We start from the raw sequence: 13,987 nt of genomic DNA on the forward strand, positions 1-13,987 counted from the left end.
CCACCGCGCCTACCGTCCCGGCCCAGGACCTCCGCCAACCTGGTAAGTCTGTCGCCTCAGCGCGGCTCCGGCGGCCGCTGGCGCGGCATGTTCGGGCGTGCGCCCGCTGGCGGCATCGGATGCCGCCCGTTGGAGGACCCCGCGTCCGGCCGGCCCGGCCCCGTCGGCACCGCCGACTGCATGCCCGGCGCGGCGCCCCCGCTGCGGAACTCCACCATCCAGTCGGCGGTCTCCAGGCGCACCAGCTCCGTCATGTCCTCCGAGAAGCGCCGCAGCACGCCCAGGCACCGCTCGGCCGCCTCGCCGGCCGTGCCCTCCGTGGGCCCCAGTACCTCCCGTACGCTCTCCGACGCCCAGTCGAACTGAAGCGCCTGCAACCGGCGTTGGACGGCCTGTGCCGTCGCCATGTCCCTCATCCAGCCGGACGTCACCCCGAAGTACCGGTCCCCGGCCACGCACGCCACCCCCAGCAGCAGCGCCAGATACCCCCACGGCGCCACCCCGCCCACCACTCCGGTCATGTCCAGCAACGGCAGCGCCGCCCCGGCCATCGCGCCCGTCGCCGCCCCGGCCCGCAGCAGTCGCGCCCCGCGCCGCTTCCACGCCCGGTCCGCGAGATACCACGCCGCCGTCTCCAGCGCCCCGCGCTCCACCCACCGGTACAGCTCGTCCAGCCGTGCCGCGGGTTCCGCCCAGTCCCCGTGCGGAAACGGCCGCCCGGCCAGATCGCCCGGCCGGAGCCCGGCCGCCCCCTCGCCCAGCCCGTCCTGAGGCGCACCCTCGGGCTGCATATCCGGCTGACCCACCCGGCACTCCCTACTGATCACCACTGATCACGGCCGATCACACAGCGAACACATTGCGTGACGCCCCACGCGCCGGACCCTTCCTACCCCCAATGGGTGGCGAAGAGGTGGGTTTCACTACTTTTCCGCCCGGAAGGAGGTCTTGATCAGGTATGAGCCGCGGGATCGACTCACTCGAAAGAGCGCCGGGGCGACGGCCCGGCCGACCACGTAGGCTCGTGCCGAGCGGGAAAACCCCGCCAGGACAGCCGTACGAAACCAGGAGCTGATCGTGATCCCCGGTGGTGGCCAGCCCAACATGCAGCAGCTGCTCCAGCAGGCCCAGAAGATGCAGCAGGACCTGGCGAGGGCCCAGGAGGAACTTGCGCAGACCGAGGTCGACGGACAAGCCGGCGGCGGTCTGGTGAAGGCGACCGTCACCGGCGCCGGCGAGCTTCGGTCCCTGCAGATCGACCCGAAGGCGGTGGACCCGGAGGACACCGAGACCCTCGCCGACCTGATCGTCGCGGCCGTCCACGCGGCCAACGAGAACGCCCAGAACCTCCAGCAGCAGAAGCTGGGCCCGCTCGCCCAGGGCCTGGGCGGCGGCGGTATCCCCGGCCTGCCGTTCTGAGACGCCCACCAGCCTTTCTCTCAGAGCCGACCGGCATCTACCGTACGTACTGAAAGAATCCAGGAAGGGCGGCAGTCCGTTGTACGAAGGCGTGGTCCAGGACCTCATCGACGAGCTGGGGCGGCTGCCCGGCGTCGGTCCCAAGGGCGCCCAGCGGATCGCCTTCCACATCCTGCAGGCCGAACCGACGGACGTACGGCGGCTCGCCCAGGCCCTGATGGAGGTGAAGGCGAAGGTCCGCTTCTGCGCGACCTGCGGGAACGTGGCGCAGGAGGAGTTGTGCAACATCTGCCGGGACACGCGCCGCGACCCGTCCGTCATCTGCGTCGTGGAGGAGCCGAAGGACGTGGTCGCCATCGAGCGCACCCGTGAGTTCCGCGGCCGCTATCACGTCCTCGGCGGCGCGATCAGCCCGATCGACGGCGTCGGCCCCGACGACCTGCGGATAAGGGAACTCCTGGCCCGGCTGGCCGACGGCACGGTCACCGAGCTGATCCTGGCCACCGACCCGAACCTGGAGGGCGAGGCGACGGCGACGTACCTCGCCCGCATGATCAAGCCCATGGGCCTCAAGGTCACCCGCCTGGCCAGCGGCCTCCCGGTGGGTGGCGACCTGGAATACGCGGACGAGGTGACCCTCGGTCGCGCCTTCGAGGGGAGACGACTCCTAGATGTCTGACGCCACGCTGCACGCGACCGAGCAGAACCCGGACGACTTCGCGGTCCAGATCTCGGACCAGGTCGAGAGTTTCCTGGTCGCGGTCACGGAGGTCGCGAAGGGCGACGAGCCGGACTCGGCGATTCCCTTCCTCCTCCTGGAGGTCTCCCAACTCCTCCTGGCCGGCGGCCGTCTCGGCGCGCACGAGGACATCGTGCCCGAGGAGCGCTACGAGCCCGACCTGGGCCCGGAGCCGGACGTCGACGAACTCCGCGAGAACCTCGCCCGCCTCCTGGAGCCGGTCGACGTCTACTCGGAGGTCTTCGACCCGTACGAGCCCCGCAAGGCGCCCGTGCCCGCCCGGATCTCGGACGACCTCGCCGACGTCATCACCGACCTGCGTCACGGCATGGCCCACTACCGCGCGGGCCGCACCACGGAGGCCCTGTGGTGGTGGCAGTTCTCCTACTTCTCCAACTGGGGCTCCACCGCCTCCGCCACCCTGCGCGCCCTGCAGTCCGTGGTCGCCCACGTCCGCCTGGACCAACCCCTGGCAGAGCTGGACGGCCTGGACACCGACCAGGGGGACATGGGCGACGAGACCCTGGAGATGGAGGCCGGCAAGGTGATGGCCGAGGAGATCGGGGGGCCGCTGGGGATGCGCAAGGTCAAGTAGCCTCCGGCCTGGCCGCTGCGGGCTCGGGCTCGGGCTTCATGACGAGTCCGGGCACCTTGGGGAGGGCGGCCCGGACGGCTTCGCGGACGCGGTCGAGGTCCACGCCGAGGCGTTCCAGCCTTTGCACGAGGTCGTCGGCAGCCAATCCTGACCTCACGATGCGCAGGAAGTCGGCGATCGGGTCGGCCAGGGAAAGGGGGCTGTGCGGTGCGGAGGGCCTGCTGCGCAACCCGCACAGGCGGTAGTCGGTGTCGTCCATGCGGCTCTCCCGGTCGCCGCGGATCTGGAAGCCGAGCGCTGTCAGTTGCTTCGCAGCCTTACTCGTGTGCAGGGAGAGCTGCACCGATGCAGACGCCAGCTGGTGGAGCGGCAAGGGCATGTTGTCATCGAGCTTCAGCATGGCCTCGCTGAGGAGACGAAGGTCGAACGTGTCCAGCTCCTCGGGGGCTACGTCGAGCCGTGTGCTCAGGCTGTACTGGGCGAAGCGGTCCATGACCGCACAGGGAGACTCATCAAGGTAAACGGCGACCTCAAGCGCATGGCTCACGGACAGCGGCTGGTCCGGCGACAGCGGGGGACGGTCGAAGAGCTCCCAGTCCAGGAGAGCCAGCCCGCGACGGTGCTGTCGGGCGGGGGCTCTTTGCCGGGCGGCAGGTCTCGTCTCATCTCCGCGCGGACGGCGGCCGCTTCGGGATGCCCGGCCCACTCCAGCAGCGTGGTCAGCGACGTCCAGTACTTCAGCGGTTCCGCCATGGCTCCCCGTAACCCGTGCGCCCTCGGTCCAGTGCCCCGAGTCGGCCGAGTCGGCCGACTCGTGAACTTCCAATCGCGTGTGCTCGACGTGGCGGACGAACTGTGCGGCGCGGAGGGGATGTTGAGCGCGGCCAAGGAGTTCCTGGACCGGGAGCGGTACTCGGCGCGGGCGCAGGACTACATGGAGCGGGAGAAAGAGGCGACAAGCCTCTGGTGGTACGACGTCTCGGTCGTGCCTGGGCTGTTGCAGACGGAGGCGTACGCCCGTGCCCTCATCGACAATCGCATCCCGCCGCTGGATGAGGAGACGGTCGAGGAGCGCATCGCGGGCCGGATGGAGCGGCAGTCCATCCTCACCGAACGGAAACCGCCGGTCGGCTTGAGCTTCGTCCTCTACGAGGCAGTGCTGCGCGCCCCACAGGCGGATGCCGAACAGCTGCACCGACTGCTGGAGGTGGGGCGGCTGCGGAACGTCGTGTTGCAGGTGCTCCCCTTCGAACGGGCCATCCCCGCCGCACTCATGGGCCCCATGGTGCTCGTTGAGACCCGAGACCGCGAGCGTTTCGCCTTCATGGAGGGGCAGTTCGCCAGCGAACTGTCGGCCGATCCTGGGGCTGTCAGCCGGGTCACCGAGCGGCTTAGCATGATCCGGACCCAGGCTCTCGGACCCGACGAGTCGGCCCGTTTCATCGAGCGGATGGTGGACAGTCGTGAGTGACCAGCTGAAGTGGTTCAAGTCCAGTTACAGCGACGACGAGGGCGGCGCTTGCATCGAGGTCGCCCTCACTGCCCCCCGCACCACCGTCCACGTCCGCGATTCCAAGTTTCCCGCGGGCCCCCGGCTCCACCTCACCGCCTCCGCCTGGGCAGCCTTCCTCGCCGACGTTTCCGCAGGTCGGCCCGGAGCTTGAGCCTCGGGCCCGATCTTCGGGCTTCGAGCTCCTCCCATGGTTTTCTGGGTTTTGGGATGGTTGAAAACCAACCCAACCAACCATGTCTGTACGTGAGTTGAGGCGGCTTACCTCGAATGGGTGACGTTCCGTGATCGGCTTGCGTCGGAACGTAAAGCCGCTCTAGGTTCGCGGCAATAGATCGGCCCCGGTCGGTGCGCCAACACCGGCTCCGGGGCCTGGACCTACGTATCGAGGGACCTCGATACCTACGCAACCGAGGAGCCTCGACAGTGGCTTGCCCCCACCCTAGCCCCACCCTGCCGTCCCCGTCCCACCCCATGGCCAAGATGGGTTACGGCAAACGCCCCGCGGGTGACGAAGACCCGTACGCCGACGCGGACTTCGCACACCTGAGCCCCCGCGACCGCGAGATCGCCGTCTTCGTCGACCACCTCCACGAGGGCCACGCCATGGGCTACAAGGCGATCGCGGCGGAGCACCCCCGCTGCGGCCAGCAGGCCGTACGCACGTCGATGGGCCGCATCACCCTCGCCGGCCATCTGCGCTGGATCAAGGAGCACATCACCGTCGAGGACAACTCGATGCGGTGGGTCACGCGCACGTACTGGTCGCGTACGCGCAGGTCAGAGGAGTGGTGGGCGGACTTCGTGCGGGAGCGCGACGGCAAGGACGTGACTGAGGACCACATGCCGGGCCTGGCCCGCACCGAGCAGGCCGAGGAGCCGTCCGCGGAGCCCGAGCCGGACGAGCAGCCTGCGGAGGAGCCCAGCACCGCCTACCAGACCCTCGCCGAAGTTCGCGCCGCCGACGCCCGTATGCCGCTGTCGGCCGGCGACTGCCGTTCCCTCGAACCCCTCGCCGCCGAGTGGCTGTCCCGCGGCGCGACCCCTGGCGACATCACCAGGGCCCTGACGGACGGGCTCCCGTCCGCCGTCACCAACCCGGGCGGACTCGCCCGCAACCGATTGGAGAAAAAGATGCCCCCGAAGAAGGTGAAGGTGCGGCAGAAGGCCGCCCGACGTGCCCGTGTGACCCGCGTGATCATGGCGTGCGGCCTGTGCGACGCGGACGAGCGGACGACGGAGATCTCGGGCGGGCTGTGCCGTGAGTGCCGGGCGGAGATCGAGGCGGAAGGTCCGGTGTACGGGTACGTGCCGGACACCTTCCTGCGCGGTCCGCGTGACGGCGGCGGTCTGCCCGGTGCGGACGAGGTCATCGATGTCACCGACCGTGTCAATGCCCTCCGTCGCGCTGCGGGGCTGCTGTGAGCGTGCAGGAGGCCCCGGTCAGGGCACCATGGAGTCGAGGAGGCGACGCCATGACCCCCAGGACCGAGCACCGGCCGCAGATGACCGTCGAGGAGTTCGAGCAGCTGGAACACCATGCCCCGGAGACCGTCCGGCTGGAGTTCATCAATGGAAAGGTCGAGGTCAAGCCCGTGCCGGACGGCAACCACAGCGAGATTTACATGTGGCTCCTGGAACGGTGCATGCAACTGCGCCCTGACCTTCGGCTGTATCCAGAGCGGGGCCTCAAGACTGAGGCTTACCGCAAGGGACGGGCTCGCGCGGACGCAATCCTGGTGCCCAGGGGCGGCCTCAAGGGACATGGCGAGTGGTCGGAGGGCGACGGAGTGCTGATGGCCGTCGAGATCACCTCGTACGACTCTGACACGAACCAGCGCGACCGAGTCGAGAAGCCCGACGGCTACGCGGCGGCCGGCATCCCCGTCTACCTCCTCATCGACCGGGACGACTGTTCGGTCGTCGTGTTCAACCAGCCGGAGGACGGCCGTTACCGGCATGAGGAGAAGCTGCCCTTCGGGGCGACCGTCAAGCTTCCCGAGCCCGTGAACATCGCCCTCGACACCGAACCCCTCAAGGAGTTCGCCGACTGAGCACCCCTTCTCACCGAATGACGGAAAGTGACCGAGAGGGCACTTTCCGTGTTTCGTATCAGCCCTTGATGCGAGCTGTACGTCCACTGCACGGGCCCTAACCAGTGCCACGCGAATCTGGAGTCACTTCCACCGCACATCCCACAGAAGGCGGAGGGAGAGACCATCTCGACTCGCACTGGGAGACAGCGATGACCCGTCGTTCCATAAGCAAGCGCGCCGCCCTTGTCACCGTCGCGGCCGTCGCCGCCGGCACCTTCGCCGCCGGTGTCGGGGTCGCCGGGGCCGCGCCCGCCAAGCCCGCCGCGAAGGCCAAGCTGGCCACCCAGGCGCAGGTCCTCGGCCTGTTCGACAACTGGAACGCCGCGCTGCAGACCGGTGACCCGAACAAGGTGGCGGACCTGTAGGCGAGCGACGCGGTCCTCCTGCCCACAGTCTCCAACGAGGTCAGAATCGACAGAGCCGCGATCGTCGACTACTTCGAGCACTTCCTGCAGAACAAGCCGGTCGGTACGAAGGTCACGTCGCACGTCGACGTCCTCGACAGCAACACCGTCATCGACACCGGGGTCTACGAGTTCGCGCTCACCGACCACGACACCGGCGAGAAGAGCACCGTCAAGGCCCGCTACACGTACGCCTACGAGAAGATCGACGGCAAGTGGCTGATCGTCAACCACCACTCCTCGAGGATGCCCGAGAGCTGAGCCCCGGGTACCCGGTCGTCAGACGGCGCCGCGCTGCGCGGCCCGCAGGCTGATGGTCACGCACAGCCCGCCCCCGGGCGCGTCCGAGAGGGTCACGGTCCCGCCGTCGTCCGTCACCAGCTGTTTGACGACGGCGAGACCGAGGCCGGAACCGGACTTCCCGGTCAGGCCCTGGCCGCGCCAGAAGCGGTCGAAGGCACGCGACTTCTCGGCATCCGACATACCGGGTCCCTGGTCGAGGACCGAGACCCGCACCTCGTTGCCCCCGCGCTCCACCCGGACGGTGATCGTCCCGCCGTCCGGTGACACCTCCAGGGCATTGGAGAACACGTTGTCCAGTACCTGGTCCAGATGACCGGGACTGGCCAGCACAAGCGGCCGGCCGTCGGCATCCCCCCTGAGTGCGATGGTGACTCCGCGCTCGTCGGCGGCCGGCCTCCACACCGCGAGCCGCTCCTGCACGATCTCCCCCAGCGGGAGCGGCTCGGCGGCGGTCACCTTCGCCTCGGCCCGCGCCAGCACCAGCAGTCCGTTGACCAGCCGGCTCATCCGGACCACCTCGGAGGTGGCCTGCTCCACGTCCTCCTTGACGAACTCGTCGTCCACGCCGTCGGCGATGTTGTCCAGGGACAGGCGCAGCGCGGTGAGAGGAGTGCGCAGCTGATGCGAGGCGTCCGCCACGAAGATGCGCTGCGCCGCGATGAGGACGTCCAGGCGTTCCGCGCCCTGGTTGAGGGTGCGGGCCAGCGTCTGGGTCTCCGGCGGGCCGGTGACGGGGGAGCGGGCGGTCAGGTCGCCGTCGCTGAACTTGCTGGCCATGTCGTTGAGCTGGCGCAGCGGGCGGGTGAGGCGGCGGGCGGCCACGACGCCGAGCAGGGCGGCCAGGCCGAGGACGACCACCGCGAGGATGGCCCGGAAGCCCCAGATCATCCACAGGCGCTCGGTCATCTTGTCGGTCGAGAACTTGGTGCGTACGGCGCCGACCACCGTGCCGTCGTCGGCGCTGTGGGCGGGAACCGTGACCACCAACTCCGGGCCCCAGACAAAGGAGGAGCCCCAGTCGATGGTGACCCGGCCCTCCTCAAGGGCCCTCTTCAGAGCCGCGTCCCGGTCCGGGCGGTGCAGGGGCGGCGCGCACTCCGGGGTGGTGGTCGTCTGGACATCGCGTGTCTCGCCGTCGTCGTCGTACGCCTTGGCCAACCGCTCCAGCGCCAGGCACGAGGCCGCGTCCCCGTTGCCCAGCAGCACCGCCATGGTCGCGGTCTTGCGCTCCACGGAGGCACTGGTGTCGTCCCGCAGCTGCTCGGTGAGCGAGAACGCCACCGGGACGGTGAACAGGGCGATCGCGATCGCGACGAGCAGGATGTAACTGCGGACGAGCTGACGGATCATGAGACGCCGCTACGACTATCCGGGCTGCCGCCGTTGGTGTCACCGCCACCGCTGACGATCTCCAGCCGGAAGCCCACGCCGCGCACCGCCTCGATCGTGATGGCGCCCTTCAGCTTCCGCCGCAGCGCCGCCACATGCACATCGAGCGTCTTGGTCGGCCCGAACCAGTTCGCGTCCCAGACGGCTTCCATGATCTGCTCGCGCGACATCAGCGCCCCGGGCTCCTCGGTGAGGAAGGCCAGCAGGTCGTACTCCTTGGGCGCGAGGGCCACCTCCTCGCCGTCCAGCCGGACCCGGGCCGCCTTGCGGTCGATGGTCAGCCGGGCGCCGTAGCTGTCGGGGCCGCCGCCCTCCGGGCCGTTCTCCGCGGGCGTACGGGGCTGGGCGCGCCGCATCACGGCCCGTATCCGGGCGATGACCTCGCGGACCCCGAACGGCTTGGAGACGTAGTCGTCCGCGCCGATCTCCAGGCCGACCACCCGGTCCGTCTCGTCGCTGCGGGCGCTGATCACGATGATCGGCACGTCACCGCGCTCGCGCAGCGTCTTGCAGACGTCGAGGCCGTCGGCGTCGGGAAGGCCGAGGTCCAGCAGGACCACCTCGTACGGGCCCGGATGCCGCAGCGCCGCCTCGCCGGTGCTGACCCACTCGACCTCGAAGCCGTAGCGTTTCAGCCCGCGACGGAGCGACTCGGCGACCGGTTCATCGTCTTCCACCAGCAGAACGCGCACAGCGGAACACTAGTCCTTGAGTCCTCAGTCGCCGCCGTCACTTCTGTGTCGGTTGTGAGGAGGGGCACTTTTCCGAGTGGGGGGCCGTTCCCGGGGCATGTGCCCTTCCGGAACGAGTGGCCGGACATCTCACGATGCGATATCGCGGAGGGGAGTTTCGGACGCTCGTTAGACTGAGCCGACCAAGACGGACTGAGCGAGGAGCGCACGTGGGCCTTGTCGTGCAGAAGTACGGAGGCTCCTCCGTAGCCGATGCCGAAGGCATCAAGCGCGTCGCCAAGAGGATCGTGGAAGCCAAGAAGAACGGCCACCAGGTGGTCGCCGTGGTTTCCGCGATGGGCGACACGACGGACGAGCTGATCGATCTCGCCGAGCAGGTTTCCCCGATCCCTGCCGGGCGCGAGCTCGACATGCTGCTGACCGCCGGAGAGCGGATCTCCATGGCCCTGCTGGCCATGGCGATCAAAAACCTGGGTCACGAGGCCCAGTCCTTCACCGGCAGCCAGGCAGGTGTCATCACCGACTCGGTCCACAACAAAGCGCGGATCATCGATGTCACGCCGGGCCGCATCCGGGCCTCGGTGGACGAGGGCAACATCGCCATCGTCGCCGGGTTCCAGGGCGTCAGCCAGGACAAGAAGGACATCACCACGCTGGGCCGCGGCGGCTCCGACACCACCGCCGTCGCCCTCGCGGCCGCCCTCGACGCCGAGGTGTGCGAGATCTACACCGACGTCGACGGCGTGTTCACCGCCGACCCGCGCGTGGTGAAGAAGGCCAGGAAGATCGACTGGATCTCCTTCGAGGACATGCTGGAGCTGGCGTCCTCGGGGTCCAAGGTGCTGCTCCACCGCTGTGTGGAGTACGCCCGCCGCTACAACATCCCGATCCACGTCCGCTCGTCCTTCAGCGGACTCAGGGGCACGTGGGTCAGCAGCGAGCCACTCGTTCAAAAGACGCAGCAGCAAGGGGACAAGCAGGTGGAGCAGGCCATCATCTCCGGTGTCGCGCACGACACCTCCGAGGCCAAGATCACGGTCGTCGGCGTGCCGGACAAGCCGGGCGAGGCGGCCTCGATCTTCCGCGCGATCGCCGACGCCGAGGTCAACATCGACATGGTGGTGCAGAACGTGTCCGCGGCCTCCACCGGCCTGACGGACATCTCGTTCACGCTGCCCAAGACCGAGGGCCGCAAGGCCATCGACGCGCTGGAGAAGAACAGGGCCGGCATCGGCTTCGACTCGCTGCGCTACGACGACCAGATCGGCAAGATCTCCCTGGTCGGCGCCGGCATGAAGACCAACCCGGGCGTCACCGCCGCGTTCTTCGAGGCGCTGAGCGACGCGGGCGTGAACATCGAGCTGATCTCGACCTCCGAGATCCGCATCTCGGTGGTCACCCGCGCCGACGACGTCAACGAGGCCGTCCGCGCCGTGCACAGCGCCTTCGGCCTCGACTCCGACAGCGACGAGGCCGTGGTCTACGGAGGCACCGGCCGCTGATGGCCGGGGCAGCGCGGACAGCGCGGTCCGCACGCCCGACGCTCGCGGTCGTGGGAGCGACCGGAGCCGTCGGCACGGTCATGCTCCAGATCCTCTCCCAGCACGCGGACATCTGGGGCGAGATCCGTCTGATCGCCTCGCCGCGCTCGGCCGGCCGCAAGCTGGCCGTGCGCGGCGAGGAGGTCGAGGTGATGGCGCTCACCGAGGACGCCTTCGCCGGGGTCGACGTCGCCATGTTCGACGTACCCGACGAGGTCTCCGCCCGCTGGGCGCCCGTAGCCGCCGCACGGGGCGTGGTGGTGGTCGACAACTCCGGTGCGTTCCGGATGGACCCGGACGTGCCGCTCGTCGTGCCCGAGGTCAACCCGCACGCGGCGCGCATCAGGCCGCGCGGCATCATCGCGAACCCGCACTGCACGACTCTGTCCATGATCGTCGCGCTCGGCGCGCTGCACGCCGAGTTCGGGCTGCGCGAGCTGGTCGTCTCCTCCTACCAGGCGGTGAGCGAGGCCGGCCGGGACGGTGTGCGGACGCTGCGCCGGCAGCTGTCGCTGGTGGCCGGTACGGAGCTCGGGACCTGCCCCGGTGACCTGCGGCGGGCCGTCGGAGACGACACCGGGCCGTTCCCGGAGCCCGTCGTGCTGAACGTCGTACCGTGGGCCGGCTCGCCCTGCGAGGACGGCTGGTCGTCGGAGGAGATGCAGCTGCGGGCCGAGTCACGCAAGATCCTCGGGCTGGCCGCGCTGCCCGTCGCGGTGACGTGCGTCCGCGTACCGGTGGTCACCACGCACTCGCTGACGGTGCACGCCCGCTTCGAGGGCGAGGTCACCGTCAACCGGGCCCGCGAGATCCTCGCCACAGCGCCCGGCGTCGTCCTGTTCGACGACCCGGCCGCCGGCGAGTTCCCCACGCCCGCCGACGCGGTGGGCACTGACCCGACCTGGGTGGGCCGGCTGCGCCGGGCGCTCGACGACCCCACGGCGCTGGAGCTCTTCGTGTGCGGGGACAATCTGCGCAAGGGCGCCGCGCTCAACACCGCGCAGATCGCGGAGCTGGTCGCGGCGGAACTGTCCTGAAACGTCGCCAGTGGCAGAAATCTCCGATCCAGCGCAGTAAACGCTTGTAGGATCGGTGCACAGCGTGTGAGCCGGTCGATGGTCCGGACCACTTGTTCCCCGGCCTGTCGGCATCAGAGGATTTTCTCCCCGCCCTCCGCAACCGTGCGGAGGGCGGGGAGCGTCTTTGCGAGCGCCCTTGGGGCGTGGGAGCGCGTTCATGCGGTGTGGGGACGCCGCGAACCGGGCGTGGGGACGCCCGTTCACACTTGGACATAGGGGAAGAGCGGGACGCATGAGGGCATTTGACGCATCGCCGATTGTGCTGCCTGACGCGGGTAGACAGCCGTCGGCACGGCTCGGCCGGAAAGTGACGCCCGGCACGTACAACCCTGACGCGGGGACACGTGTCCAACAGACGTGGCAGAGGTACTCGACTTCACCGCGGCGACGCGCTGGACGGCTCTACGGCCGCCCCGCCCGGCCCTACGACCCCGCATGCCCGGCACGTCCGGCGGCATGCCGGTGATCGCGCCCATGCCCGCAGCGCGGCCGGCCCGCATACCGAACCAGCGCGACGATGCCGGGAACGCCGGGAACGCCGGAGATGCAGTCGCGGCCGGCACCACCGTCGACCACCTCACCGAGACGTACCGGGCCCACTACCGCTCACTGCTGGGTCTCGCCGCCCTCCTCCTCGACGACACCGCCTCCTGCGAGGACGTCGTCCAGGAGGCCTTCATCCGCGTCCACTCGGCGCGCAAACGCGTCCGCGACCCGGAGAAGACGCTCGCGTACCTGCGGCAGACGGTCGTCAACCTCTCGCGCTCGGCGCTGCGCCGCCGCATCCTCGGCCTGAAGCTGCTGTCGAAGCCGATGCCCGACATGGCCAGCGCGGAGGAGGGCGCCTACGACCAGCTGGAGCGCGACTCCCTCATCAAGGCGATGAAGGGCCTGCAGCGCCGCCAGCGCGAGGTGCTGGTGCTGCGCTACTTCGCGGACATGACCGAGGCGCAGGTCGCTGAGACGCTCGGCATATCGCTGGGCTCGGTGAAGGCGTATGGTTCGCGCGGCATCGCGGCGCTCCGGGTGGCCATGGAGGCGCCGGCATGAGTGACGGCAACGACGGGCGGCGCGACCGCCATGAGCGGTACGAGTGGCACGAGCCGACACGGGTGAACGGGCAACAGCCGAAGCAATCGCAAGCTGGGAACAGAACTGTGAACCACGGCCCCGACGACCAGAGCCCCGCCGGGCTCGACTCGGACGAGCTGGCACTGCGCAGGATGCTGCACCAGTCGGTGCAGGAGGTGGAGCCGCGCGACGGCACCCTGGACTACCTGCGGCGGGCGGTGCCCGCCCGGCGAGCGCGCAAGCGGCAGGCCATGGTCGGCATGGCTGCCGCCGCCCTGTTCGTCGGCACCGCGGTCCCGGCCCTCCTGCATGTCTCCAACTCCACCGGCGAGGGCGCCAACCCGTCCGTCGCCGGCCACGCCTCGCAGGCCCAGGGCGGCACGGGCGACGGCAAGGGTCCGGACGGCGGCGAGGTCAGCGCCGGCGGCGGATCCTCGGACAAGGCCCCGGGCAACGACAAGGACGACAAGGAGGAGAAGGAGGACGAGGAGAAGGGCACCGGCGCCGCCACCGGAGGGGCGACCGAGGGTGCCGATCCGTCCTCCACCATCGCGGCCGGGGCCCCCGCGTGCATGTCCGGGCAGCTCGGCGCCGCCGGCTCCGGCACTGCCGCGCCCGACTCCACCGGGGTCGTCTACGGCTCCTTCCGCGTCACCAACGTCTCCGTCGCCGAGTGCATGGTCACCAGCCCCGGCACCGTGGGCGCGCTCGCGCAGGGCGCCGCCGACCCCACCAAGATCGGCGCGCAGCGGCACGCGGCGGGGGATCCGGCGACCGGGCTGCCCGACCCGGCCACGGAGGCGGCCCAGCTGGCGCTCAAGCCGGGCGCCACGTACGACGTGAAGTTCGCCTGGGTGCCCTCGGAGACCTGCCCCTCGAACGGCACCGGCGGCGGCACCGGAGGCAGCGACCCCGGACCGAGCCCCGACCCGACGCCCTCCCAGGACCCGGGCGCCACGACCGGCACCTCCACCGGCGGCGACACCGGTACGACGACCCAGCTGACCGCGGAGGACGGCACGGCCGACGGAAGCGTGACGGTGACGTACACGACGGAGACGGGGGACACGGTGTCGGCGACGGTGTCCAACGCGTGCGCGGGGACGGTCTACTGGACGGGCATACTGCCGGCGTCGTGACGTTGCGTCC

Annotated in this window: 16 protein-coding genes and 1 pseudogene; 12 read left to right on the plus strand and 5 right to left on the minus strand. The window is 69.8% G+C overall.

What is annotated here, in order from left to right:
- Positions 1-56: 56 nt before the first annotated feature.
- Positions 57-806 (minus strand): SLATT domain-containing protein, encoded by a 750-nt coding sequence (locus H8R17_RS28050; RefSeq protein ID WP_187826014.1) that lies wholly within the window; start codon positions 804-806, stop codon positions 57-59.
- 271 nt (positions 807-1,077) lie between these two features.
- On the opposite strand from H8R17_RS28050, the gene H8R17_RS28055 reads away from it, so the two are divergent.
- The 3 genes from H8R17_RS28055 to H8R17_RS28065 all read left to right on the plus strand — a co-directional run bounded on the left by H8R17_RS28055 (position 1,078) and on the right by H8R17_RS28065 (position 2,753).
- On the plus strand, positions 1,078-1,419 hold the full coding sequence (locus tag H8R17_RS28055) for a YbaB/EbfC family nucleoid-associated protein (RefSeq protein ID WP_187826015.1): 342 nt from the start codon (positions 1,078-1,080) through the stop codon (positions 1,417-1,419).
- Positions 1,420-1,498: 79 nt separating this feature from the next.
- On the plus strand, positions 1,499-2,098 hold the full coding sequence (recR, locus tag H8R17_RS28060) for a recombination mediator RecR (RefSeq protein WP_187826016.1): 600 nt from the start codon (positions 1,499-1,501) through the stop codon (positions 2,096-2,098).
- Positions 2,091-2,753, plus strand: coding sequence for a DUF5063 domain-containing protein (locus H8R17_RS28065; RefSeq protein WP_187826017.1), 663 nt, complete (start codon positions 2,091-2,093; stop codon positions 2,751-2,753). The genes recR and H8R17_RS28065 overlap by 8 nt, the downstream gene beginning before the upstream one ends.
- Here H8R17_RS28065 and H8R17_RS28070 read toward each other — a convergent pair.
- Both H8R17_RS28070 and H8R17_RS28075 read right to left on the minus strand, forming a co-directional pair.
- Positions 2,746-3,246 carry a hypothetical protein gene (locus tag H8R17_RS28070; protein ID WP_187826018.1) on the minus strand — a complete coding sequence of 167 codons (501 nt, stop codon included), beginning with the start codon at positions 3,244-3,246 and terminating at the stop codon, positions 2,746-2,748. The two genes, H8R17_RS28065 and H8R17_RS28070, sit on opposite strands and share 8 nt — an antisense overlap.
- A 50-nt stretch (positions 3,247-3,296) precedes the next feature.
- Positions 3,297-3,506 carry a hypothetical protein gene (locus H8R17_RS28075; RefSeq protein ID WP_187826019.1) on the minus strand — a complete coding sequence of 70 codons (210 nt, stop codon included), beginning with the start codon at positions 3,504-3,506 and terminating at the stop codon, positions 3,297-3,299.
- Positions 3,507-3,567: 61 nt separating this feature from the next.
- Here H8R17_RS28075 and H8R17_RS28080 point away from each other — a divergent pair, with 61 nt between their 5' ends.
- The 5 genes and pseudogenes from H8R17_RS28080 to H8R17_RS28100 all read left to right on the plus strand — a co-directional run bounded on the left by H8R17_RS28080 (position 3,568) and on the right by H8R17_RS28100 (position 7,024).
- Positions 3,568-4,224 (plus strand): DUF5753 domain-containing protein, encoded by a 657-nt coding sequence (locus tag H8R17_RS28080; RefSeq protein WP_316959549.1) that lies wholly within the window; start codon positions 3,568-3,570, stop codon positions 4,222-4,224.
- Positions 4,217-4,417: a DUF397 domain-containing protein gene (locus tag H8R17_RS28085; RefSeq protein ID WP_187826020.1), complete on the plus strand. Its 201-nt coding sequence runs from the start codon at positions 4,217-4,219 to the stop codon at positions 4,415-4,417. Before H8R17_RS28080 ends, H8R17_RS28085 begins: the two co-directional genes overlap by 8 nt.
- A 320-nt stretch (positions 4,418-4,737) precedes the next feature.
- Positions 4,738-5,688: a hypothetical protein gene (locus H8R17_RS28090; protein ID WP_187826021.1), complete on the plus strand. Its 951-nt coding sequence runs from the start codon at positions 4,738-4,740 to the stop codon at positions 5,686-5,688.
- A gap of 50 nt (positions 5,689-5,738) precedes the next feature.
- Positions 5,739-6,317, plus strand: coding sequence for a Uma2 family endonuclease (locus tag H8R17_RS28095; protein ID WP_187826022.1), 579 nt, complete (start codon positions 5,739-5,741; stop codon positions 6,315-6,317).
- Positions 6,318-6,508: 191 nt separating this feature from the next.
- Positions 6,509-7,024 (plus strand): annotated as a pseudogene (locus H8R17_RS28100) (SgcJ/EcaC family oxidoreductase).
- 18 nt (positions 7,025-7,042) lie between these two features.
- Here H8R17_RS28100 and H8R17_RS28105 read toward each other — a convergent pair.
- Both H8R17_RS28105 and H8R17_RS28110 read right to left on the minus strand, forming a co-directional pair.
- Complete coding sequence (locus H8R17_RS28105) at positions 7,043-8,416, minus strand: HAMP domain-containing sensor histidine kinase (RefSeq protein WP_187826023.1); 1,374 nt, start codon at positions 8,414-8,416, stop codon at positions 7,043-7,045.
- Positions 8,413-9,147, minus strand: coding sequence for a response regulator transcription factor (locus H8R17_RS28110; protein WP_187826024.1), 735 nt, complete (start codon positions 9,145-9,147; stop codon positions 8,413-8,415). Before H8R17_RS28110 ends, H8R17_RS28105 begins: the two co-directional genes overlap by 4 nt.
- A gap of 209 nt (positions 9,148-9,356) precedes the next feature.
- Between H8R17_RS28110 and H8R17_RS28115 the strand changes: the two genes are divergently transcribed.
- From H8R17_RS28115 to H8R17_RS28130, 4 genes are all read left to right on the plus strand, one after another.
- Complete coding sequence (locus H8R17_RS28115) at positions 9,357-10,649, plus strand: aspartate kinase (RefSeq protein WP_187826025.1); 1,293 nt, start codon at positions 9,357-9,359, stop codon at positions 10,647-10,649.
- Positions 10,649-11,725, plus strand: coding sequence for an aspartate-semialdehyde dehydrogenase (locus H8R17_RS28120; RefSeq protein WP_187826026.1), 1,077 nt, complete (start codon positions 10,649-10,651; stop codon positions 11,723-11,725). The genes H8R17_RS28115 and H8R17_RS28120 overlap by 1 nt, the downstream gene beginning before the upstream one ends.
- Positions 11,726-12,124: 399 nt before the next feature.
- Complete coding sequence (locus H8R17_RS28125) at positions 12,125-12,817, plus strand: SigE family RNA polymerase sigma factor (protein WP_399477382.1); 693 nt, start codon at positions 12,125-12,127, stop codon at positions 12,815-12,817.
- Positions 12,814-13,977 (plus strand): hypothetical protein, encoded by a 1,164-nt coding sequence (locus H8R17_RS28130; RefSeq protein WP_262505555.1) that lies wholly within the window; start codon positions 12,814-12,816, stop codon positions 13,975-13,977. Before H8R17_RS28125 ends, H8R17_RS28130 begins: the two co-directional genes overlap by 4 nt.
- Positions 13,978-13,987 lie beyond the last annotated feature (10 nt).

The organism is Streptomyces sp. TRM68367 (assembly GCF_014495685.1).
GTDB lineage: Bacteria > Actinomycetota > Actinomycetes > Streptomycetales > Streptomycetaceae > Streptomyces.

What these genes read in the sequence shown, in the direction of transcription:
- H8R17_RS28105 (WP_187826023.1), bottom strand. Translation starts at nt 8,416, where the DNA reads ATGATCCGTCAGCTCGTCCGCAGTTACATCCTGCTCGTCGCGATCGCG.
- H8R17_RS28120 (WP_187826026.1), top strand. Translation starts at nt 10,649, where the DNA reads ATGGCCGGGGCAGCGCGGACAGCGCGGTCCGCACGCCCGACGCTCGCG.
- H8R17_RS28065 (WP_187826017.1), top strand. Translation starts at nt 2,091, where the DNA reads ATGTCTGACGCCACGCTGCACGCGACCGAGCAGAACCCGGACGACTTC.
- H8R17_RS28075 (WP_187826019.1), bottom strand. Translation starts at nt 3,506, where the DNA reads ATGGCGGAACCGCTGAAGTACTGGACGTCGCTGACCACGCTGCTGGAG.
- H8R17_RS28070 (WP_187826018.1), bottom strand. Translation starts at nt 3,246, where the DNA reads ATGGACCGCTTCGCCCAGTACAGCCTGAGCACACGGCTCGACGTAGCC.
- H8R17_RS28130 (WP_262505555.1), top strand. Translation starts at nt 12,814, where the DNA reads ATGAGTGACGGCAACGACGGGCGGCGCGACCGCCATGAGCGGTACGAG.
- H8R17_RS28095 (WP_187826022.1), top strand. Translation starts at nt 5,739, where the DNA reads ATGACCCCCAGGACCGAGCACCGGCCGCAGATGACCGTCGAGGAGTTC.
- H8R17_RS28090 (WP_187826021.1), top strand. Translation starts at nt 4,738, where the DNA reads ATGGCCAAGATGGGTTACGGCAAACGCCCCGCGGGTGACGAAGACCCG.